Source organism: Myxococcus sp. AB036A (genome assembly GCF_006547355.1).
GTDB classification, from domain to species: domain Bacteria; phylum Myxococcota; class Myxococcia; order Myxococcales; family Myxococcaceae; genus Myxococcus; species Myxococcus virescens.
Genome location: NZ_VHLC01000030.1, coordinates 57,001 through 78,974 on the forward strand (window position 1 = coordinate 57,001; position 21,974 = coordinate 78,974).

Genomic DNA, 21,974 nt, shown 5'->3' on the forward strand with positions numbered 1-21,974 from the left:
CCCTTGCGGTGGCCGTCGATGAAGACGGGCGCGCGGGCCGGTGCTTCGTCGCCCTCTCCGAGGTGGGGTTGGCCCAGGACCCGAGCGCTCCAGCCGGGCAGCTTCACCTGCGCCACTCCGTCATGCGACTCCGCTTCCGGCCAGTTCGGCCCCATATCGAACATACGGAGCGGTGCCGGAAACGGGTCTTTGGATTAATGGTTCTCTTAGAATTAGCCGCTAGGGCCCAAGCCGTCTCGGGGCTTGGAACGCGGGAGTCTGGCCGGTACAACGCGCCCCTGGGCCCGCGGGCATGTCGTCCTGGCCCCGGCTGTCATGATCGCGAACCTCCATAACGCCGACATCCCCCAGCCCGTGCTGGACGTTATCGCGCGGCTGCGCGAACTGGGCCACGCCGTCTATCTGGTGGGGGGCTGCGTCCGGGACATGGTGCGCCTGGTCCACCCCAAGGACTTCGACGTGGCCACCAGCGCGCTGCCGCAAGAAGTCCAGGGCGCCTTCCGCAAGGTCATCCCCACGGGCATCCAGCACGGCACCGTCACCGTCCTCCAGAATGGCACGCACGTGGAGGTGACGACGTTCCGCTCGGAGGGGGATTACCTCGACGGCCGCCGGCCCAGCTCGGTGGCCTTCGAGCGCGACATCGTCAAGGACCTGTCCCGGCGCGACTTCACCATCAACGCGATGGCCTACAACCCGCTGGACCGCGAGCTGGTGGACCCGTTCGGCGGACAATCGGACCTCCGGGCGCAGCTCATCCGCTGCGTGGGCTCCGCGCAGGAGCGCTTCTCCGAGGACGGCCTGCGGCCCTTGCGCGCCGTGCGCTTCGCCGCGGTGCTCGGCTTCGCGCTCGATGCCGCCACCCGCGCCGCCATTCCCGCCACGCTCGGCGTCTTCCGCAAGGTCGCGCTGGAGCGGGTGCGTGAGGAACTGGTGAAGCTGCTCCTGTCCCCCCGGGCGGAGAGCGGCCTGCTGTTGCTCGCGGACACCGGGCTTCTGGACGTGTTCCTTCCGGAGCTGGCGCGCGCGGAAGCCTCGGCCGCCGCGTCCGTCCGGGCCGCGGTGCAGGCCTCGCCGCTGGAGGTGGAGGTCCGCGTCGCGGTGCTGCTGGCCGATCTGGTGGACCGAGCCCAGGCGCGCGACATCGGCCTGCGGCTGAAGTTCCCCAACAAGGTGGCGGACCTGGTGGCGTTGCTCGTCGAACACTCGAAGGCGGAGACGCGGGTGGGGGAGCCGGACGCCGCGCTTCGCCGGCTCCTGGCTCGCCTGGGCCCGCCGCAGCTTCCGCTGTGGGCCGCGGTCGTTCGCGCCCGGGTCGGAGTCCGCCAGCCGGACGCGCTCCCAGCGGTGGAGGCGCTCATCGCCCGCGTGGAGGCGCTCGCCGCCGCGAAGCCGCCGTTGACGGCGAAGGACCTGTCGCTGACCGGAGGCGACATCATGGCCGCCCTGGGCGTGGGGCCTTCCCCCATCGTGGGCGAGGCCACCCGGTTCCTCGTCGAGTCCGTCCTGGATGATCCGAGCCTGAACACGGCCGACGCCCTGCGGCAGCGGTTGCAGGCGTGGCAGGCGCAGGCTGCTCGCTGAGCCGGCGGGCTGCGGGAGTGACGGGGGGCGGGAAAGGGCGCCCTCCGTATCCTCCCCGCGTGCGCCCGGACGCGCGGGCGTGTAGGAAGGAGCACCATGCGAGTCGTCGTTGCGATGAGCGGCGGGGTGGATTCCTCGGCCGCGGCTGCCCTGCTCAAGGAGCAGGGCCACGAGGTCATCGGTATCACCCTGCGCGTCTGGTCCTACGAGGGCAAGGCGACGTGTGGGAGCTGCTGCAGCCCGGATGACATCGATGACGCGCGGGCCGTGGCCCAGACGCTGGGGATTCCCTTCTACGTGGCCAACGCGGAGGAGATCTTCCAGGACCGGGTCATCAACCCCTTCGTCCAGTCATACCTGGGCGGGCGCACGCCCATCCCCTGCGTCGCCTGCAACCGGGACGTGAAGTTCAACTTCCTCCTCAAGCGTGCCCGCGCGCTCGGCGCCCGGCTGGCCACGGGCCACTACGCCCGCGTGGAGGAGGTGGACGGCCGCTTCGTCCTGCGTCGCGCCGTCGATACCGCCAAGGACCAGAGCTACTTTCTCTTCACGCTCGGTCAGGACGAGCTGCGCGACATCCTCTTCCCCGTGGGCGGCATGACGAAGGCGGAGGTCCGCGCCGTCGCGGAGCGGCACGGCCTGGTCACCAGCCAGAAGCCGGAGAGCATGGAGATCTGCTTCGTGCCGGACGGCGACTACGCGGGCTTCGTGGAGAAGGTCGCCGGGCCGCAGCCGGCCGGGGACATCGTGGACACCGAGGGCAACGTGCTCGGTACCCACCAGGGCATCCACCGCTACACCGTGGGCCAGCGCAAGGGGCTCAACCTGGGGGGCGGCGAGATTCGCTACGTCCACCGGCTGGAGCCGGAGACGCAGCGCGTGGTAGTGGGCCCCGCCGAGGGCACCGGCCGTGACAACTTCGGTCTGCTCCAACCCCACTGGGTGGACGGGCCGCCTCCGGCCAGTCAGCCGGTGGAGGTCCGCATCCGGCACCGCCACGCGGGCGCGCAGGGGCGGGTGCATGTCTCGCCGCACGGGCTCGTCTCCGTGAAGCTGGACGCGCCCGCGCGCGCCGTCACCCCCGGGCAGGCCGCGGTGGTCTACGATCAGGACCGCGTGCTCGGCGGCGGTTGGATTGTCTGACCCCGCGTTGCCTCGGAGGGTGCGGCACATGGCGCAGCGCCTCGTGGGATGTCTGCTCGCGGTCGTCACCATCTTCGCGGCCGCTGGCTGCAAGGAGCGCTCGGACAAACCCGTCGCGGGGCTGCTCGCCGCCGGTGCGCCGGTGCTGCGCGCGGAAGGCAAGCAGTGGCGGCCCATCGCCGTCGGCTCGCAGTTGCTGGGGCATGACGAGCTGAAGGCCACCGGCCCCGCGGTGCTGGAGTTCTTCGGCGGTGGCCTGCGCTTCCTGGAGAAGGGCGACACGCTGGAGGTGGGCGAAGCGGACGAGGCGAAGCTCCATGGCGTCAACCTGCCGTCCCGCCACATTGTCGAGGGCAAGCTCCAGGAGGCGCCGCGCCCGCTGCGCATCATCGCCGCGCGCTACACCCAGGTGCAGGTGACGCCCGCGAGCGCCCAGCAGGAAGACCCGTACAGCTCCAACGGCTACTTCGCCGCCTTCTTCACGCCCAACGGGCTGTCGCCCAACAAGGCCCCTGACGAACCGTCGCGGGATGGCCCTCGCAAGCCGTTGCCGCCTCCGCCACACCGTCCCCGCGTGCCCCACATCCACGCAGACAACCTGGGCGAGGGCGGTCTAATGGCCACCGTGGAGGATGGCTTCATCGTGGCGGAGACGGACGACCTGGCCACCGCCGTGCTGCTGGAAGGGGGCGACGTGCCACTGGGCCGCACGGTACGACTGATGGTGCCCGCTGGCGCGGAGGTGGTCCTGCGCACGCAGCAGGGACGCAAGATTGAAGTCGAAGGGCCCGCGGACGTCCGGTTGCGGTGAGGGGACGGGGAGGACGGTTTGTCCTTTGGGGGCCCGCTTCGGTAGAGTCCCCGGTCGCCCAGCGGGAGGTGTGCATGACGCGCAGTGAGCTCATCGAGCGCATCGTGGAGCGTGCCACGCATGTTCCACGGCGTGAGGTGGAAGCCATCGTCCACGCCGTCTTCGAGGAAATGTCCCAGGCCCTGATCGCCGGACGGCGAATCGAGCTGCGGGGCTTCGGCGTCTTCTGTGTCCGCACGCGCCGGGCTCGCACCGGCCGCAACCCCAAGACGGGCCAGCGCGTGTCGGTGCCCGCGCGGCGCACGTTGTCCTTCGCCGCCGGAAAGGACCTGCGCGAGCGGCTCAATGCCCCACCCGCCATGGCGGCTTCCCCCGTTCCAGACACCCCACCCGGGGAGGTGCTGTCGCCGCTGCCGCTCGCCGCGGGGGCCTCGTTCTCCGTGCCCGTCACGGGTTGACGGTGAGGCTTGGAGTCGTTCCGCGAATTTGACCGGCTCAGGGGTGGGGCGTACTTTGCCCTCCATGCCGTCGCTACAGGCCGCAACACGGATTTCGTGTGGCCGTTGCGACCGCGCCCGAGGACTTTCAAGCCATGCGTGATGCTCACCGGATGAAGGAGAAGTTCGACGTCTCTCTGGACAACCGGCAGATCGTCAGCCTGCTCATCGCCGGCATTGTCGTGATGGGCGCTGTCTTCGTGCTGGGGGTCGTCGTTGGCAAGAAGCTCGCGGGCAACGCGGATGCCGTGGCCGCGCCGGACCTGCTCTCCGCGTTGGATGCCAACGCGCAGGCGCTGCAGAACGTGCAGCAGGAGCAGCCGCTCACCTTTCCGGACGAGCTGACCCGCAAGGCCGCTGCCGAGCCGGTGGCCCCGCCGCAGCCCAAGCCCGTGGTCGCCAAGGCTCCGCCGCCGACGGAGAAGCCCGCCGCCGCGAAGCCGCCCGAGCCGAAGCCGGCCGCCGCGCAGCGCGCCGCGCTGGCGCCCACGCCGGACCCGGACACGGGGGAGCTGCCGCCGGAGGAGCCCAAGGCCGAGCCGGAGCGCGTCGTGGTCGCCGAGGCCCCCACCGCTCCGACTCCCGCGAAGGCCGTGCCGGTGTCGGGCAAGGTGGAGGCGTCCGCCGTCCCCACGCGCACCACCACCACGGAGGGTGGCGGTCTGAAGGAGGCCATTGCCCGCGCCACCCAGCGGCCGGCGCAGCCCGCCTCGCCGCCCGCGCAGGCCGTGAAGGGCGGGGCCTTCACGCTCCAGCTCTCGGCGTTCCAGGACAAGCAGGAGGCCGACCGCTTCGCCGCTCGGTTGCGTGATCGGGGCTATGCCCCCTATATCCTGACGGCCGAAGTGGCCGGTAAGGGCACGTGGTACCGCGTCCGCATGGGAAGCTTCGCCTCCCGGGATGCGGCCACCCGGTATCTCTCAGACTTCAAGCGTGAGACTTCGCTCGACGCATTCGTGGCCGGCACGAACTAGAGCGGGATGAGGAAGACGGGAAGCGCCATGACGACGACGAAGCGGGTGGAGAAGCCCTGGGGATACGAACTCATCTGGGCTCACACCGAACGCTACGTGGGCAAGCTGCTGCACGTGAAGCAGGGCCACAAGCTCAGCCTGCAGTTCCACAACCGCAAGGATGAGACCATCCACGTGCAGAGCGGCAAGCTGCTCTTCGTCGTCGACGAGGGCCAGGGGCTCATCGAGAAGGAGATGCTCCCCGGTGAGAGCTACCACATCAAGCCGCTCACCAAGCACCGCATGGTGGCGCTGACCGACTGTGACATCCTCGAGGTCAGCACCCCGGAGCTGGACGACGTGGTCCGGCTCGAGGACGCCTACGGGCGCACTGGCACCAGCAACCCGTAGCCGCTGTCCACCGCGGCGGCCCGCCTATTCGCGGGCCGTGTTGTTCGGGTTGCGGGTCCACTTGTCCACCGTGCCGTCCCCGTCCAGGTCCTCGCCGATGCGATCCACTTGGCCACCTTCCCAGTACTCCCAGTAGTCGATGCGGCCGGTCGCACGCGTGTCGCGCTCCTTGCGCACCAGCTTGCCGCCTTCGTAGTAGGTGAAGCTGTCCGGGCGGCCATCACCATTGGTGTCGCGCTCGCGGCGCGTGTTGACGCCCTTCTCGTGGAAGTAGGTGGCGTCCACGCGCCCGTCGAAGTCCAGGTCCATCGACTCACGCGCCTTGTCGCCGTTGGCGTCGAAGTAGCGCGTCAGGTCCACGCGGCCGTCCCAGTTCAGGTCCAGCTCCTGGCGCACCTTCCGCCCGTCCACCGTGTAGGTCCACACGTCCGGGCGGCCGTCGCCGTTGGCGTCCTGCTGAGCGACTTCCTCGTTGGCCCCGGCTTCCGGGCGGATGGGCTCCCCGGCGTGCCGGCCCCGCGCGGCGCCCGCGCCATCCTGCTCCGCGGACTTGCTACTGGCGCAGCCAGCCAGGGCCCACGAGGTCATGAGGCCCAGGAAAATCAACTGCTTGTAGCGTGGCATCGAGAACTCCCAGTGTCTGGGGGCCGCCTGGCGACGTCATTCGCACGAGATGCTTTCGCGCGACACGTCATTTCATATATTTTCACATATCGCCATGGCCCGAAAGAAAGTCAGCACCACCATCTACATCACCCCGGAGCAGAACGAGCTCCTCAAGGCGCTGAACCAGAAGACGAAGGTGCCCGTGGCCGAGTACATCCGCCAGGGCATCGACCTGGTCCTGGAGAAGTACAAGGCGCAGTTGCCGGGGCAGTCGACGTTCGACGAGCTGTGAGAGAGAGGCGTGACGTGAAGAGCATGCGTGGGAAGCGGGTAGCGGTCCTGGGCGGCGCCGGCTTCGTCGGGTCGCACCTGTGTGAGCGTCTTCTGGATGACGGCGCGGCGGCGGTCATCGCCGTGGACAACCTCATCACTGGCAACGAAGAGAACCTGCGCACGCTGAACGGGCGGCCGGGCTTCTCCTTCGTCAAGGCGGACATCACCGAGCGCATCCCGGTGGAAGGGCCGCTGGACTACGTCTTCAACATGGCCTCGCCGGCCTCGCCCATCGACTATGCGCAGCTCCCGCTGGAAACGCTGCGCGTGGGCTCCATTGGCACGGAGAACGGGCTGAAGCTGGCGGAGGCGAACAAGGCGGTGTTCCTGATGGCCTCCACGTCGGAGGTATACGGGGATCCGCTGGTGCACCCGCAGCGCGAGGACTACTGGGGCAACGTGAATCCCATTGGCCCCCGGTCCGTGTACGACGAGGCCAAGCGCTATTCGGAGGCCATCACCGCGGCCTACGGGCGCACCAAGGGCGTGCAGGTCCGCATCGTCCGCATCTTCAACACCTACGGTCCGCGCATGCGCCTCAATGACGGCCGCGTGGTGCCGGCCTTCGTGGGCCAGGCCCTCAAGGGAGAGGACTTCACCGTCTTCGGGGACGGCAGCCAGACGCGCTCGTTCTGTTACGTGAAGGACCTGGTGGACGGGCTGGTCCGGCTGATGCTGTCGGATGAGCCGAACCCGGTGAACATCGGCAACCCCCGGGAGATGACCATCCGTCAGTTCGCGGAGGCCGTGCGCGCGGCGGCGGGCGGGGGCGGGAGCATCATCGAGAAGCCGCTGCCCAAGGATGATCCGAAGCAGCGTCAGCCGGACATCACCCGGGCTCGGACGCTGCTGGGCTGGGAGCCGAAGGTGCCGCTGGAAGAGGGTCTTCGGGAGACCATTGCCTGGTTCCGAGAGGTTGCCGGCACGAAGCCCCCGGCATAGTTTGCCGGCGCGAAGATCCTGCATGGCCTGCAGGCGGGAGGTTGCGTGAAGGTCCTGGTGACAGGTGGCGCGGGCTTCATTGGCTCGCATGTGTGCGATGAGTTCCTGCGCGGTGGTCACGACGTCATCGCGTTGGATGACCTGTCCGGCGGCAAGCGGGAGAACCTGGACCCGCGTGTGCGCCTGGCGGTCCACGACATCCGCAGCCGCGAGGCGTCGGAGCTCATCAAGTCCGAGAAGCCCGACGTGCTCTGCCACCTGGCGGCGCAGATGGACGTGCGCCGCAGCGTGGACGACCCGAGCTTCGACGCGGACGTGAACATCCGCGGCATGCTCAACCTGCTGGAGGCCGCCCGCGTCTCCGGGGTGAAGAAGGTCATCTTCAGCTCCACCGGCGGCGCCATCTACGGCGAGCAGGACGTGTTCCCCGCGCCGGAGAGCCACCCCACGCGGCCCATTTCGCCGTACGGGGTCTCCAAGGCGTCCGGTGAGCTGTACCTGGGCTACTACCGGGCGCAGTACGGCCTGCCCTACGTGGCCCTCCGCTACGCCAACGTCTACGGCCCGCGGCAGAACCCGCACGGCGAGGCCGGCGTGGTGGCCATCTTCAGCCAGCGGCTGATCGCCGGTCAGGGCTGCACCATCTTCGGCGAGGGCAAGCAGACCCGCGACTTCGTCTTTGGTCCGGACGTGGCCCGCGCCAACCGGCTCGCCTTCGAGAACGACTACGTGGGCGCCATCAACATCGGCACGGGCGTGGAGACGGACATCAACCGCCTCTACGCGCTGCTGGCCGAGGCGGCGGGCTCCAGCGCCTCCGTCGCCCACGCGCCCGGCAAGCCGGGGGAGCAGATGCGCTCCTGCGTGGACAACGCGCTGGCCAAGAAGGTGCTTGGCTGGGAGCCGAGCGTCGACGTGCGCGAGGGCCTGCGCCGCACCCTTGAGTACTTCCGTCAGAAGGCCGGCGCGCCCGCTCGCGCGCACGGCTGAGCGGCGTCCAGCACCCCCGCTGGCGGCCGAGGCGGGGGAGGGCGGTACCCCTTCCCACGGACGTACCCGGGCCGGCCCTGAGGGCCGGGGACCGGGCGTGCCGGGAGGGGGCTCAGGGCCTGTCCCAGGGGAGTTCGCCCGGGACGGGTGCTGATGACTGGGGAACAAACAAGCTCCCCCGGTGGGTTGCTCATCGGGCGTACGCGTGCGCGTAGATTTTCGCGCGATTCCCTGTTACGCACGCCCGCTTCTTCCGACGAGCGCCCTGAACATGCCGGCTGAAAACGCGCATATCCGCAACTTCTGCATCATCGCCCATATCGACCATGGAAAGTCGACGCTGGCGGATCGTCTCCTCGACAAGACGGGGACTCTGACCAAGCGCGAGGCGCAAGCCCAGTTCCTCGACAACATGGCCATCGAGCGCGAACGGGGCATCACCATCAAGGCCCAGTCCGTGCGGATGAACTACACCGCGAAGGACGGCAAGCAGTACGTCCTCAACCTCATCGACACGCCGGGACACGTCGACTTCGCCTATGAGGTCAGCCGCAGCCTGGCCGCGTGCGAAGGCGCGCTCCTGGTCGTGGATGCGACGCAGGGCGTGGAGGCCCAGACGCTGTCCAACGTCTACATGGCGCTGGACCACAACCTGGAAATCATCCCGGTCATCAACAAGATCGACCTGCCGAGCGCGGACGTGGATCGCACGCGCGCGGAGATTGAAGACGTCATCGGCATCGATGCGTCCGTCGCCGTGCCGTGCTCCGCCAAGGAGGGCATCGGCATCCAGGACATCCTGGAGTCCGTCGTGCAAAACGTGCCGCCTCCGAGCGGCTCCGCGGACGCGCCGCTCAAGGCGCTGATTTTCGACTCCTGGTACGACAACTACCGGGGCGTGGTGACGCTGGTGCGCGTGCTGGAAGGCACGCTCAAGCTGAAGCAGAAGATCAAGCTGTTCAGCAACAACAAGGTCTTCGAGGTCCAGGAGCTGGGCGTGTTCAGCCCGTTCTCCCGCCCGGTGCCGCAGCTCATCGCGGGCGAGGTGGGCGTGCTCGTGGCCAACGTGAAGGAGCTGCAGGACGCCAAGGTCGGTGACACCGTCACCGAGGAGTCGCGTCCCACGGAGGAGCCGTTCCCGGGCTTCCAGGAAGTGAAGCCCATGGTGTTCTCCGGCATCTTCCCGGTGGACTCCGCGGACTACGAAAACCTGCGCGACGCGCTGGCGAAGCTGGTGCTCAACGATTCGGCGTTCACCTATGAGCCGGAGTCGTCCACCGCGCTGGGTTTCGGCTTCCGCTGCGGCTACCTGGGCCTGCTGCACATGGAGATCGTTCAGGAGCGCCTGGAGCGCGAGTACAACCTGAACCTCATCACCACCGCGCCCAGCGTGGTGTACCGCATTACCACCAACAAGGGTGAAACGCTGCTGGTGGACAACCCGGCCAAGCTGCCGCCGGTTCAGCACATCGAGAAGTTCGAGGAGCCCATCCTCACCTGCCACATCCACGTCCCCAACGACCACCTGGGCGCCATCCTCAAGCTGTGCCAGGAGCGCCGCGGTGTGCAGAAGGACATGAAGTACCTGGGCAGCAGCGGTCAGCGCGTGCAGGTCACCTACGAGATGCCGCTGGCGGAGGTCGTGTTCGACTTCTTCGACAAGCTCAAGAGCGTCTCGCGCGGCTACGCCAGCCTCGACTACGAGCTGGCCGGCTATATCGAGTCCGACCTGGCCCGGCTGGACATCCTCATCAACGGGGACCCGGTGGACGCCCTCAGCGTCATCGTGCACCGCGAGCGCGCCTACCTGCGCGGCCGCGAGGTGTGCCAGAAGCTGAAGGAGGTCATCCCGAAGCAGATGTACGAGGTCGCCATCCAGGCGGCGATTGGCGCGAAGATCATCTCGCGTGAGACCATCTCCGCCATCCGGAAGAACGTGCTCGCCAAGTGCTACGGTGGTGACATCAGCCGCAAGCGCAAGCTCCTGGAGAAGCAGAAGGAGGGCAAGAAGCGCATGAAGCAGGTCGGAACGGTGGAGATTCCGCAGGAAGCCTTCCTCGCGGTCCTCAAGTCGGAGCAGTAGCCCATGAACGCGGCCATGCCTTCCGCCACCCCTCCCGCGAAGCTCTCCGAGGCGATGGCGGCCCGCCGCACGCCGGAGATGCTTCGCGCCCGCAATGTGCTGGTGTGGCGCGAGCGCCTCACCAGCCTCTGGGCTCCGTTGATCATCCTGGCGCTGCTGTACGTGCCGTACACGGTGATCATCGAGTACTCGCGCGCGTCCGCCGCGTGGGCCCAGCCGGTGATGAAGGGGCTGGGGTTGCTGCTGGTCCTCTACTTCGTGGCCCTGCTGGTGTGGCGCAACGTCTCCCCCAAGGAGAAGGCGCTGCGCGGCGTGCGCCACGATGCGAACGAGCTGCTGGAGGAGAACGAGCGCATCCTCCGCAAGCCCGGCGTGAGCGCGAAGGTGGCGGGGCCGGTGCTGGACCGCATCGCCGAGCAGGCGCTGCGCGTGGAGCAGGCCTCCGCCGCGGGTGACGCGGAGCAGCTGCGCACCGAGGTGAAGGGCCTGGAGGCGTTGACCGCGCAGCATCTGGGCGCGTTCCGCAAGCAGTCCGCCATGGACTTCCTGGGCGGATTCGGCAAGGCGCTGCTGGTGGCGCTGGTGTTCCGCACCTTCATCGTGGAGCCGTACCGGATCCCCTCCGGCTCCATGCTGCCCACGCTGGAGATTGGCGACCAGGTCTTCGTCAACAAGTTCATCTACGGCGTGCGGCTGCCGTTCCTCAACTACGTGCCGTTCGTCATCGTCCGGCCGCCGGAGCGTGGAGACGTCATCGTCTTCAACAACCCGGTGAACGAGTCGGTGGACTACATCAAGCGCGTGGTCGGCGTGCCGGGCGACGTGGTGGAGTTCATCAACGGCGTCGTCCACATCAACGGCCAGCCGCAGCAGCGCGAGCTCGTCTCCAACGAGTTCACCGTCCACAACATCACCGACGACGGGCGCTGGTACGACCAGCAGGAGACCCTCTACGAGGAGAACCTGTCTGGCGTGACGCACGCCGCGCTGCAGACGCTGCCGCGCATGCCGCGCCGGGAAGGTCCCTACGAGGTCCCCCCGGGCCACGTCTTCGCCGTGGGTGACAACCGGGACAACAGCGCGGACAGCCGCCACGGCCTGGGAGTCACGGGGTACGGCAAGGCGGAGTACGTCCCCTACGGCCACATCAAGGGCAAGGCCATGGTGGTGTGGCTGTCGCTGGGCTATCACGGGCTGCTGCACGGCCTGTTCGGTGGCACGGGCCTCCGCGTGGATCGGTTCTTCGAACCGGTCCGTTGAGGCGTTCGCTGGAAGCAGGCAGGCGGCCGCGCCGCGCACGACGCTTGACGTGCCGCACGCCCCGGGGTACGCGGCGCCCCCGGCCATGAGACACCTGCTTGGAATCGAAGGCTGGCGCCGGGACGAGCTGGAGTCACTGCTCGACCGGGCGAAGGCACACCTCCCCGGCGGTCCCGACACCACCCACCTGCTTCGCGGCAAGGTGGTGGCGAATCTCTTCTTCGAGGACTCCACCCGGACCCGAACGTCGTTCCACATGGCGGCGAAGGGGCTGGGGGCCAGTGTGCTCAACTGGACTCACACCGGCTCCTCGGTGTCCAAGGGTGAGACGCTGCTGGACACCGCCCGCAACATCGAAGCGACGGGGCCGGTGGCCATCGTCATGCGTCACCGCTCGTCCGGAGCGCCGCACCTGGTGGCGAAGCACGTGAAGTGCGCCGTCATCAACGCGGGTGATGGCACGCACGAGCACCCCTCCCAGGCGCTGCTGGACGCCTTCACGCTGCGCCAGCGCTGGGGCTCGCTGGACGGGCGCACGGTGCTCATCGTGGGCGACGTGCTGCACAGCCGCGTGGCCCGCTCCAACCTGCACTGCCTCAAGGCGCTGGGCGCCCAGGTGGTGATGTGCGGCCCGCCCACGCTGATGCCGCCGGGGCTGGAGGCGCTGGGCGCGGAGGTGACGCACAACCTGGACGCCGCGCTCCCTCGCGCGGACGCGGTGATGTGCCTGCGCGTCCAACTTGAGCGGCAGGAGCAGGCGTTCCTGCCGTCCACGCGTGAATATGCACGGCTGTTCGGCCTCAACGCGGCCCGCGAGGAGCGGATGAAGGCGGGCGCGGTGGTGATGCACCCGGGCCCCATCAACCGGGGCGTGGAGCTGGCGCCGGCGGTGGCGGATGGCGCCCGCAGCGTCATCCTGGAGCAGGTGTCCAACGGCGTCGCCGTGCGGCGGGCCATCCTGGAGGTGTGTACGGCATGAGCTCCACGGTGCTCTTCAGGCGGGGGCGTGTCATCGACCCTCGCAACGGGGTGGACGGCGTCCGCGACGTGCTGGTCCGCGACGGCAAGGTGGTGGAGGTTTCGGAGACCCTGCTGCCCGTGCCCTCCAGCGCCGAGGTGGTGGATGCCACCGGCAAGTGGGTGCTGCCGGGCTTCATCGACCTGCACGTCCACCTGCGCGAGCCGGGCGAGGAGGGCAAGGAGACGGTCCTCACCGGCTGCCGCGCCGCCGTGGCGGGTGGTTTCACCGCGGTGGTGGCCATGCCCAATACCAAGGTGGTCAACGACAACGCGATGGTGACGGAGCTGGTGCTGAACCGCGCCCGCGCCGCGGGCCTGTGCCATGTCTATCCCGCCGGGGCCATCACCAAGGGCCTCAAGGGCGAGGAGCTGGCGGAGATGGGCGAGCTGGTGTCCGCCGGCTGCGTGGCCATCACCGACGACGGCCGCCCGGTGATGAACGCGTCGCTGATGCGGCGCACGCTCCAATACGCCACCCAGTTCGACGTGCCCGTCATGGTCCACGAAGAGGACCTGACGCTGTCCGCGGGCGGGGCCATGCATGAAGGCACCACGTCCACGCGGCTGGGCCTGCGCGGCATCCCCGCTTCCGCGGAGGTGGCCATGGTGGCGCGAGATCTGGTGCTGCTGGAGGAGACGAAGGGCCGGCTGCACGTGGCGCACGTGTCCTGCGAGGGCAGCGTGCGGCTCATTCGCGAGGCCAAGCGCAGCGGTCTGCGCGTCACCTGCGAGGTGGCGCCACACCACTTCATCCTGGATGACCGCGCGGTGGGGGACTATGACACCCACGCGAAGATGGCCCCGCCGCTGCGCGCGGACACCGATGTGCAGGCCCTGCGCGAGGCGCTGGTGGACGGGACGGTGGACGCCATCGCCACGGACCATGCGCCGCACGGGGTGTTGGACAAGCAGGTGGAGTTCGAGAAGGGCATCAACGGCATCGTGGGGCTGGAGACGGCCCTGGGGCTGACGCTGGAGCTGGTGCATGCGGGCGTGCTCACCGCGAACCGCGCGGTGGAGCTGCTGACGCACGGGCCCGCGAAGGCGTTCGGCCTGCCGGGCGGTCACCTGGCGCCTGGAGCGCCAGCGGACGTCACGGTGGTGGATCCGGAGGCGGAGTGGACGGTGGATGCCCACCAGTTCCATTCCCGCAGCCGGAATACACCGTTCCACGGCCGGAAGCAGAAGGGTCGCGTTATCCAGACGTGGGTCGCGGGCCACAAGGTGTTCGACAAGGGCCAGGTCGGCCAGAGCAAGGAGTCGCGGTGATGACGAAGCGGGCAGTGCTCGCCCTGGCGGATGGCACCACGTTCGAAGGCCGTGCGTTTGGCGCGGTGGGCGAAACGGTGGGTGAAGTGGTGTTCAACACGACCATGTACGGTTACCAGGAGGTCCTCACGGACCCCTCGTACGTGGGCCAGATTGTCACCATGTCGTACCCGGAGATTGGCAACGTTGGCGCCAACCCGGAGGACGAGGAGGGCTCCCGGGTGCACGCGGTGGGCATGGTGGTGCGCGCCCTCAGCGCGCAGCCGTCCAACTGGCGCGCGAAGGAGTCGCTGGACGCGTACCTGAAGCGCAACGGCGTCGCCGGCATCGAGGGCATCGACACCCGCCGCTTGGTGCGCCACCTGCGCACGCACGGCGCGCAGATGGGCGTCATCTCCAGCGAGGGCCTGTCCCCCGAGGCCCTGGTGGAGCGTGCCCGCTCCGCGCGCGGCATGGAGGGCCTTGACCTGGCCACGGGCGTGTCCACGAAGGAGGCCTACACCTTCACCCAGCCCTCGCCGAATATCTTCACCGGCCTGGGCGAGGTGCAGGTGCCGGCCGAGCCCCGCTTCGACGTGGTGGCCTACGACTACGGCCTGAAGAAGTCGATGCTGCACTTCCTGGTGGACGTGGGCTGCCGTGTGACGGTGGTGCCGGCCAACACCTCGGCGGAAGAGGTGCTGGCGCGCAAGCCGAACGGCGTCTTCCTGGCCAACGGCCCTGGAGACCCGGCGGCGGTGAAGGGCGCGGACCGCACCGTGGCGGCGCTGCTGGGCAAGGTGCCGGTGTTCGGCATCTGCCTGGGGCATCAAATCATGGCGCTGGCCCTGGGCGGCCGGACGTACAAGATGAAGTTTGGCCACCGGGGCGGAAACCAGCCGGTGAAGGACCTCACGACGGGCAAGGTGGAAATCACCGCGCAGAACCACGGCTTCGCCGTGGATGACGCCAGCCTCAAGGGCCTGGCCGTCGTGACGCACATCAACCTCAACGACGGCACGGTGGAGGGCCTGGCCGTCCCGGACGCGCGGGCCTTCAGCGTGCAGTACCATCCCGAGGCCTCGCCCGGCCCCCATGACGCGCGCTATCTCTTCGACAGGTTCGCGAAGCTGATGGCGGGGTAGGATGGCACCACCGAATATGACCTCGTCGCTGTCACCGCTCTCCTATCAGCCGTATCTGGATCAGCTCATCGCCTTTGGCAGTGCCGAGTCGCGCAAGGAGGACCTGCTCCAGGCCAAGGCGGAGTACTTCCGTCTGACGGGCGAGGTCTTCGAGGACGACAAGCTCTTCGAACTGCGGATGGCGTCCTTCCTGGACTTCTACCTCTATGACCGCGTCTCGCCGCTGACGAACAAGACGCCGGCCACGGAGTTCTACGAGCAGCGCCTGGCCGGTTCCGCGCCCGAGGAGGCCAACGCCTTCCGGAGCTTCACGGAGACGGTCCATGGCCTCTTCGAGGTCCGCAAGCTGGGCAAGGGCGAGGTCCGTCTGCGCGAGCTGTACTCGGGCAAGGACTTCGACGTGACGGAGCGCCGCCACGTCGCGGGCCTGGAGACGGGGGACATCATCGAGGCGCGCCTCATTCCCTTCGGTGGGCACCTGCTGTTCTCCTCCGCGTTCTGCTACCACCCCCGCATGGCGGTGAAGGCCATCAAGGCGGAGGTGAAGCGCCGAAAGAAGAAGGAGCCGGACCGCACGCCCAACGAGCTGGTGTGGGAGTGCGCCCGCCGTGCGCTCAACATGGAGCGCTACCGGCAGCTCGCCGTGGAGAAGATCTACGACTTCGAGCAGAAGGTCCTCTGAGCCCGCTGGCCGCGGAGCCCCGGTGACGGCAAGTCCCGGGGCCCCCACGGGCCCGCTCAGATGCGGTGGATGCTCATCAAGTTGGTGTTGCCCGGGACGTTGAGCGGGACACCGGCCACCACCACCACGGGCGTGCCGGGCGCGCAGAGCTTCTCCTTCCGGCACAACTGACGTACCTGGGAGAGCATGGCGTCCGTGGTGGACACGCGCGCCACCTGCATGCCCGTCACGCCCCAGTAGAGCGCCATTCGATTCACCGCCATCTCGCTCGGCGTGAGGGCGATGATGCGGGCGTGGGGCCGGAACTCGGAGATGAGGCGCGCGGTGTGGCCGCTCTCCGTGTAGGCGACGATGGTGCCAATGCCCAGCTGCGTCGCCGCCGCCACGGCCGCCGCGGCCACGCCGGTGCCCAGGTCCTCGGAGCGCTCGAAGGGGGAGTGGTGCTGGTGCTTCACCACACCGCGCTCTGTCTCCTCCACGATGCACGCCATGGTGGACGCCGCTTCGATGGGGTACTTGCCCGCGGCCGTCTCGCCCGACAGCATGACGGCGTCCGCGCCGTCGAGGATGGCGTTGGCCACGTCGGACACCTCGGCGCGGGTGGGGCGCGCGTTGGCCACCATGCTCTCCAGCATCTCCGTGGCGACGATGACGAGCCCGCCCATGCGGTTCACCGCGCTCACCATGTGCTTTTGGATGGCCGGCAGGCGCTCCAGGGGCATCTCCACGCCCAGGTCGCCACGCGCCACCATGATGCCGTCCGCCACGGCGGCAATCTCTTCCACGCGCTCCACCGCCTGGGGCTTTTCAATCTTCGCGATGAGGGGCGTCTTCAGCTTCGCCACGTGCGCGCGCGCCTTCTTGATGTCCTCGGGCGTGCGGACGAAGGACAGCGCCACGTAGTCCACGCCCACCTCCTGGCCGAAGGCCAGGTCCACCGCGTCCTTGCGGGTAATCGTGGGCACCGACATGGGCGAGCCGGGGAGGTTGAGGCCCTTGTGATTCTTGAGCACGCCGCCCACCTCCACGCGGCACTGCACGTCCTGTCCTTGGACTCGCAGCACCCGCAGCCGCACGCGCCCGTCATCCAGGAGGATTTCGTGGCCCTTGGCCACGTCCTTCACCAGCGTCTTGATGGGGGTGGGGATGACGCCGTCCTGGCCCAGGACGTTGCGCGTCGTCACCGTGACGGACTGGCCCTGCTTCACCAGCAGTTGCCCCCCGTCGAAGCGGCCCAGGCGTATCTTCGGCCCCTGGATGTCCTGGAGGATGGCCACCGGCGCGCCCAGGCGCTTCGCGACCTTGCGGATGGTTTCCACCCGGCGGCGGTGCTCCTCGTGCGTGCCGTGCGAGAAGTTCAGCCGCGCCATGTTCATGCCCGCGCGGATCAACCCTTCGATGACCTCAGGCGTGTCCGAAGCGGGGCCCAGGGTGCAGATGATTTTCGCCTTGCGCATAGGGCTGCGCATCCTAGGCGCCCGGGGGCCCGGCTTGACAGCCTTGCGCCCGCGGGACTAACTCTTCTGCCGACGCGGGCCTCTCACCAGGCGCCGCGGAGCCTTTGCGCTCTCGATGGCAGAGAGAGAAAGCCCGGCATCCCTGGGAGGGGGGGCCGGGCTTTCTTGCAAGGGCCTCTCTTCAGGCCTAGAGCTCGATTTCCTTGCCCGTGCCCAGCGGCGCCTTGGGCATCGAGTGGCCCGGCGGCAGGCCTTCCATGTCCATGTCGATGGGCGGCTCGCTCGGGGCGCCCGGGGCAGGGAAGCCGGGCGCGTCCAGCGGCCCGCTGCCGCCCACGCCGGGGCCTTCCTGCTGGAGGCCTTCGATCTCCTCGCGGGTGATGCCGGCCAGCGTCAGCACCTTGCGGGTGACGCGGATGCGGGCATGGCTGGTGAGCGCCATGGCGATGGAGTCCGACGGCCGGGCGTCCAGCGTCATCTTCTTCTTGCCCTGCTCCAGGAAGACGCGGCCCGAGTAGACGTTGTCACGCAGGTCGTCGATGCGGACCTCCGTCACCTTGGCGCCCAGCTCCGTCACCACGTCGTCCAGGAGGTCCTGTGCGAGCGGCTGGGGTGGCTGGCGCTCCGCCAGCCGGAAGGCGATGGAGATGGCCGAGGCTTCGTCCACGAACACCGGGAGGACGATGCCCTTGTCCTTGGTGGCCAGGACCACGGCGTGGGCCTGGGCCTCCTCCAGCGGGACGACATCCTGCACCTCGAGCTCGACGAGCTCGGAGCAGGCCTTGGGGTCGTCTTCACCTTCGGTGATGCAGGGCTGACCCTGAGCCTTACCCAGGGCCGCCAGCGCTACGGGTGGAGTGAAGGCGGGAAACATCAGCAGCCCTCCGAGCGCCAGAAGCACGGCCGAGAGAGGTGCGACGAACAAAGTGGCGCGGTTGGGCGTTTTCACGCCTTTAAGCTACGCACCCGGCCATCTGTCGGGAGGGTTGCGCTCCAGGCCCGGTTACCCCCTGCTGCGTGGGGTGCTCCCCGGGCCGGAGGGCAGGCGGACAGGCTCAACGACGGTCGTCGTCGTCCTCGTCCTCGTCGTAGTCCTCCTCGTCGTCGACGTCCTCGTCCTCGTCTTCATCGAGGTCGTCGTCGTCCTCGTCCTCGTCGTCTTCCTCGTCGTCTTCCTCGAGCATGTCCTCCAGGTCCTCGGACTCCAACGTCATGGACACGGCGAACCGCTTGTCGAGCGCGGCGATCTGCGCGCGCATCTCCGTGAGCGCTGCGACGAAGTCCTCCGTGAGGTTGGCGGGCGCCTTGGCGTCGCAATGCGGGCAGACGATTTTTTCAGTCCCTTCGATGAGGTCCTGAGCGTCCAGCTCGAAGCTCGCCTCGCACTTCTGGCAGGTGAAGTCGATGCTCATGGTCGGGCGCGGCATACAAAGCACTCCAACCAGCTGTCAACGTCCGAGACGGGGGGACATTGGTAGGGGGCCTTGCTTCCGCTAGCGTTCGGGGCATGGACCTTCCCAAGTCGGTGGTGCATGCGCTCCATGACCGGGCCGCGCAACAGGAGCAGCGCCCAGCCCTGTGGACGCGCCGTGGGGGCGCCTATGCGCCCACCTCGTGGTTTGAATATGCGCAACGGGTGCGGCGCTTCGCCCTGGGGTTGCACGCGCTGGGGGTGGGTGCGGGCCAGCCGGTGGGCATCCTGAGCTTCAACCGCGAGGAGTGGCACGTCGCCGATCTGGCGGCCATCGCCATGGGGGGCGTCCCTGTCGGTCTCTACACCACCAGCGCCCCGGAGCAGCTGGAGTTCATCCTGGGGCACTGCGAGGCCACGCTCCTGGTGGTGGAGAACGAAAAGCACCTGCGCACCGCCCTGGCCCTGCGCGAGCGGCTGCCCAAGCTGCGCCACGTGGTCGTCATCGAGGCGCCCACGGTGCTCCCGGAGGGCGTGCTGCGTTACGCGGACGTCATGGCCCTGGGCACTGGCGCGGACGAGAAGCCCTACTGGGACAGTGTCCACGCCCTGAAGCCGGAGGCCATGGGCACGCTCATCTACACCTCCGGCACAACCGGCCACCCCAAGGGGGTGATGCTCAGCCACCACAACCTGGTGTGGACGGCGCAGCAGCTCACGGACTCGGTGACGTTCGGCCAGCCCGCCGCGTCCTCGCTCGTGTCGTATCTGCCGCTGTCGCACATCGCCGAGCAGATCATCTCCCTCTACAGCCCCTTGCTGAACGGGGTGCAGGTGTACTTCGCGGCATCGGTGGACACGATGCCGCAGAGCCTGCGGGAGGTGCGCCCATCGTTCTTCTTCGGCGTGCCGCGCGTGTGGGAGAAGTTCAAGGCCAAGGCGGAGGAGGGGCTGGCCTCGCAGCCGCCCTCGAAGCGCCGGGTGGTGGCCTGGGCGCGCCGGGTGGCCTCGGAGCGGCATGAGCGGGTGATGCGCCACCAGAGCGTTCCGATGGCGCTGGAGGCCCAGTATCTGCTCGCCAGGCGGCTCGTGTTCGCCCCGTTGAAGGAGCGCATCGGCATGGAGCGGGTGTCCTTCTTCGCCACGGCGGCGGCGCCCGTCGGCCGCGAGGTGCTGGACTTCTTCGCCTCCATCGACATGGTCATCCATGAAGTGTGGGGCATGACTGAGGTGACGGGGCCCGGCACGGTGAACACCGAGTCCCACACGCGGCTGGGCTCCGTGGGCCGGGCGATGATGGGGGTGGAGCTGCGCATCGCGGACGACGGCGAGCTGCTGGTGCGCGGCGGCAACGTCTGCATGGGGTACTACAAGAACCCGGAGGCCACCGCCGAGCTGCTGGCGGACGGGTGGCTGCACTCCGGTGACGTGGGCCAGCTGGACGCGGACGGCTACGTCCAGATCACCGGCCGCAAGAAGGACATCATCGTCACCTCGGGCGGGAAGAAGACGTCTCCCTCCAACATCGAGGAGCTGCTGAAGGCCCTGCCCGGTGTGGGGCACGCGGTGGTGCTGGGCGAACGCCGCAACTTCCTGGTGGCCTTGCTGACGTTGGACGCGGAGAAGGCGCGGGCCCTGGCCAAGGCGCAGGGATGGCCGGAGGACGCGGCCCGGCTCGCGGAGGATGCCCGCCTGCGCCAGTTCCTCCAGGAGCGCGTGGAGCGCGACGTGAACCCGAAGCTGTCCCGCTTCGAAACCATCAAGCGCTTCGCGGTGCTGCCGAAGGACTTCTCCGTGGAGGGCGGTGAGCTGACGCCGAAGCTGAGCGTGCGCCGCAACGTGGTGGCGGAGAAGTACGCCGGCCTCGTGGAGTCGCTCTACGACGAGTCCCCGCAGGGCGGTTCTCAGACGGGCTGAGCGCGCCGGTGCCGCCGGAAAGCGAAAGGGGCGGGGAACCTCGCGGTTCCTCGCCCCTTCGTGCTTCTGGCCCACGCGAGAAGCGCGGGCCTTGTGTCACGGCCTACTTGGCGGCGCGCTTGTCCATGGGGACGTAGTCGCGGCGCGGGGCGCCCGTGAACACCTGGCGCGGACGGGCAATCTTCTGCTCGTTGTCCGTCACCATCTCCTCCCACTGCGCGCACCAGCCCACCGTGCGGGGGATGGCGAAGAGCACCGGGAACATCTCGACCTGGAAGCCCATCGCCTCGTAGATGAGGCCCGAGTAGAAGTCGACGTTCGGGTACAGCTTCCGCTTCACGAAGTACTCGTCCTCGAGCGCGATGCGCTCCAGCTCGACGGCGATCTCCAGCAGCGGGTTCTTGCCCGTCACCTCGAAGACCTCGTCGGCCACGCGCTTGATGACCTTGGCGCGCGGATCGTAGGACTTGTAGACGCGGTGACCGAAGCCCATCAGCTTCTTCTCACCCTCGCCGCTCTTCACCGACTTGATGAACTCCGGAATCTTGGAGACGTGGCCGATGTCGCGGAGCATGCGGAGCACGGCCTCGTTGGCGCCGCCGTGCAGCGGGCCGTAGAGGGCGCCGATGCCCGCGCTGACCGCCGAGTACGGATCCACCTCGGACGAGCCCACCGTGCGCACGGACGTGGTGGAGCAGTTCTGCTCGTGGTCCGCGTGCAGGATGAAGAGGATGTCGAGCGCGCGCTCGAGCACCGGGTGGACCTTGTAGGTCGACGTGCCGATGCGCTTGATCATCGCCAGGAAGTTGGCGACGTAGGACAGGTCGTTGTCCGGGTAGATGTACGGCAGGCCCATCGTGTGCCGGTAGGAGAACGCGGCGATGGTGGGCATCTTCGCGATGAGTCGCGTGATCTGGATGCGGCGGCTCAGCGGGTCCTTGATGTTCTTCGCGTCGGGGTAGAAGCTGGACAGCGCCGCCACCGTGGAGCTCACCATGGACATGGGGTGCGCGTCGTAGCGGAACCCGTCCATGAAGCTCTTCACGTTCTCGTGCACGTAGGTGTGGTGCGTGACGAGGTGGTTGAACTGCTGCAGCTCCTTCTCCGAGGGCAGCTCACCGTTCAGCAGGAGGTAGGCGACCTCGAGGAAGCTCGACTTCTCCGCGAGCTGCTCGATGGGGTAGCCCCGGTACTCGAGGATGCCCTTGTCGCCGTCGATGAAGGTGATGGCGCTCTTGCAGTTGGCGGTATTGAGGAACGCCGGATCGTAGCCCATCAACCCAAAGTCATCGTCGCCCGTTTTGATCTGGCGGAGAGCATTGGTGCGAATACAGCCGTTCTCGATCGGGACCTCGTAGGTCTTCCCGGTCCGATTGTCGGTGATCGTCAGCGTGTCCTTGGCCATGGGGCGGAGATTTCACAGGGGGGAGAGTGCTTTCAACAAAAAAGAACGATAAGTCTGCTGGACGGACACTGAGGGT

The 21,974-nt window shown here is 68.3% G+C and carries 21 protein-coding genes; 16 read left to right on the top strand and 5 right to left on the bottom strand.

All coding sequences use genetic code 11. The features are described 5' to 3' along the window. Nucleotides 1–315 precede the first annotated feature (315 nt). The 6 genes from FL344_RS14975 to FL344_RS15000 all read left to right on the top strand — a co-directional run bounded on the left by FL344_RS14975 (nucleotide 316) and on the right by FL344_RS15000 (nucleotide 5,399). Nucleotides 316–1,584, top strand: coding sequence for a CCA tRNA nucleotidyltransferase (locus FL344_RS14975; RefSeq protein ID WP_141619016.1), 1,269 nt, complete (start codon nucleotides 316–318; stop codon nucleotides 1,582–1,584). Between the two features lie 96 nt (nucleotides 1,585–1,680). Beyond that, nucleotides 1,681–2,727 (top strand): tRNA 2-thiouridine(34) synthase MnmA, encoded by a 1,047-nt coding sequence (mnmA, locus tag FL344_RS14980; RefSeq protein ID WP_141593510.1) that lies wholly within the window; start codon nucleotides 1,681–1,683, stop codon nucleotides 2,725–2,727. Nucleotides 2,728–2,755: 28 nt separating this feature from the next. After that, nucleotides 2,756–3,538, top strand: coding sequence for a hypothetical protein (locus tag FL344_RS14985; RefSeq protein ID WP_194863114.1), 783 nt, complete (start codon nucleotides 2,756–2,758; stop codon nucleotides 3,536–3,538). Between the two features lie 74 nt (nucleotides 3,539–3,612). Continuing rightward, nucleotides 3,613–3,996: an HU family DNA-binding protein gene (locus FL344_RS14990; RefSeq protein WP_141593509.1), complete on the top strand. Its 384-nt coding sequence runs from the start codon at nucleotides 3,613–3,615 to the stop codon at nucleotides 3,994–3,996. 134 nt (nucleotides 3,997–4,130) lie between these two features. Then, nucleotides 4,131–5,009: an SPOR domain-containing protein gene (locus FL344_RS14995; protein ID WP_194858616.1), complete on the top strand. Its 879-nt coding sequence runs from the start codon at nucleotides 4,131–4,133 to the stop codon at nucleotides 5,007–5,009. A 27-nt stretch (nucleotides 5,010–5,036) separates the two neighbouring features. Continuing rightward, nucleotides 5,037–5,399 (top strand): cupin domain-containing protein, encoded by a 363-nt coding sequence (locus FL344_RS15000; protein WP_141593507.1) that lies wholly within the window; start codon nucleotides 5,037–5,039, stop codon nucleotides 5,397–5,399. Nucleotides 5,400–5,423: 24 nt separating this feature from the next. Here the strand turns inward: FL344_RS15000 and FL344_RS15005 are convergent, their stop codons facing one another. After that, nucleotides 5,424–6,023, bottom strand: a complete 600-nt coding sequence (locus tag FL344_RS15005; RefSeq protein WP_141593506.1) for a hypothetical protein — start codon at nucleotides 6,021–6,023, stop codon at nucleotides 5,424–5,426. A gap of 94 nt (nucleotides 6,024–6,117) precedes the next feature. Between FL344_RS15005 and FL344_RS15010 the strand changes: the two genes are divergently transcribed. The 9 genes from FL344_RS15010 (at nucleotide 6,118) to FL344_RS15050 (ending at nucleotide 15,708) form a co-directional block, all read left to right on the top strand. Next, entirely contained in the window at nucleotides 6,118–6,297 is a 180-nt protein-coding gene (locus FL344_RS15010; RefSeq protein WP_002640579.1) for a ribbon-helix-helix domain-containing protein, read from the top strand. 23 nt (nucleotides 6,298–6,320) lie between these two features. Further along, nucleotides 6,321–7,280, top strand: coding sequence for a UDP-glucuronic acid decarboxylase family protein (locus tag FL344_RS15015; protein ID WP_141619034.1), 960 nt, complete (start codon nucleotides 6,321–6,323; stop codon nucleotides 7,278–7,280). 45 nt (nucleotides 7,281–7,325) lie between these two features. Further along, nucleotides 7,326–8,270, top strand: coding sequence for an NAD-dependent epimerase/dehydratase family protein (locus FL344_RS15020; protein WP_141593505.1), 945 nt, complete (start codon nucleotides 7,326–7,328; stop codon nucleotides 8,268–8,270). 271 nt (nucleotides 8,271–8,541) lie between these two features. Beyond that, on the top strand, nucleotides 8,542–10,353 hold the full coding sequence (gene lepA / locus FL344_RS15025) for a translation elongation factor 4 (protein ID WP_141619017.1): 1,812 nt from the start codon (nucleotides 8,542–8,544) through the stop codon (nucleotides 10,351–10,353). Nucleotides 10,354–10,356: 3 nt separating this feature from the next. Beyond that, the gene (lepB, locus tag FL344_RS15030; protein ID WP_141619018.1) at nucleotides 10,357–11,613 is read left to right on the top strand and encodes a signal peptidase I; all 1,257 of its coding nucleotides are present in this window, start codon (nucleotides 10,357–10,359) and stop codon (nucleotides 11,611–11,613) included. An 85-nt stretch (nucleotides 11,614–11,698) separates the two neighbouring features. Then, nucleotides 11,699–12,592, top strand: a complete 894-nt coding sequence (locus FL344_RS15035; RefSeq protein WP_141619019.1) for an aspartate carbamoyltransferase catalytic subunit — start codon at nucleotides 11,699–11,701, stop codon at nucleotides 12,590–12,592. After that, a complete protein-coding gene (locus FL344_RS15040; protein WP_141619020.1) occupies nucleotides 12,589–13,902 on the top strand; it encodes a dihydroorotase in 1,314 nt (437 codons plus the stop codon). The genes FL344_RS15035 and FL344_RS15040 overlap by 4 nt, the downstream gene beginning before the upstream one ends. After that, the gene (carA, locus tag FL344_RS15045; protein ID WP_141619021.1) at nucleotides 13,902–15,026 is read left to right on the top strand and encodes a glutamine-hydrolyzing carbamoyl-phosphate synthase small subunit; all 1,125 of its coding nucleotides are present in this window, start codon (nucleotides 13,902–13,904) and stop codon (nucleotides 15,024–15,026) included. The genes FL344_RS15040 and carA overlap by 1 nt, the downstream gene beginning before the upstream one ends. 16 nt (nucleotides 15,027–15,042) lie before the next feature. Continuing rightward, a complete protein-coding gene (locus FL344_RS15050) occupies nucleotides 15,043–15,708 on the top strand; it encodes a hypothetical protein (protein ID WP_090491433.1) in 666 nt (221 codons plus the stop codon). Nucleotides 15,709–15,764: 56 nt separating this feature from the next. Here the strand turns inward: FL344_RS15050 and pyk are convergent, their stop codons facing one another. The 3 genes from pyk to FL344_RS15065 form a co-directional block, all read right to left on the bottom strand. Beyond that, a complete protein-coding gene (pyk, locus tag FL344_RS15055; RefSeq protein WP_141593499.1) occupies nucleotides 15,765–17,165 on the bottom strand; it encodes a pyruvate kinase in 1,401 nt (466 codons plus the stop codon). A 187-nt stretch (nucleotides 17,166–17,352) separates the two neighbouring features. Continuing rightward, nucleotides 17,353–18,039, bottom strand: a complete 687-nt coding sequence (locus tag FL344_RS15060) for a bifunctional nuclease family protein (RefSeq protein WP_090491535.1) — start codon at nucleotides 18,037–18,039, stop codon at nucleotides 17,353–17,355. Between the two features lie 181 nt (nucleotides 18,040–18,220). Beyond that, nucleotides 18,221–18,592, bottom strand: a complete 372-nt coding sequence (locus FL344_RS15065) for a hypothetical protein (protein ID WP_194858615.1) — start codon at nucleotides 18,590–18,592, stop codon at nucleotides 18,221–18,223. 80 nt (nucleotides 18,593–18,672) lie between these two features. On the opposite strand from FL344_RS15065, the gene FL344_RS15070 reads away from it, so the two are divergent. Further along, on the top strand, nucleotides 18,673–20,493 hold the full coding sequence (locus FL344_RS15070) for a long-chain fatty acid--CoA ligase (RefSeq protein WP_194863115.1): 1,821 nt from the start codon (nucleotides 18,673–18,675) through the stop codon (nucleotides 20,491–20,493). A 103-nt stretch (nucleotides 20,494–20,596) separates the two neighbouring features. Here the strand turns inward: FL344_RS15070 and FL344_RS15075 are convergent, their stop codons facing one another. Beyond that, nucleotides 20,597–21,898 (bottom strand): citrate synthase, encoded by a 1,302-nt coding sequence (locus FL344_RS15075; protein ID WP_141258970.1) that lies wholly within the window; start codon nucleotides 21,896–21,898, stop codon nucleotides 20,597–20,599. Nucleotides 21,899–21,974 lie beyond the last annotated feature (76 nt).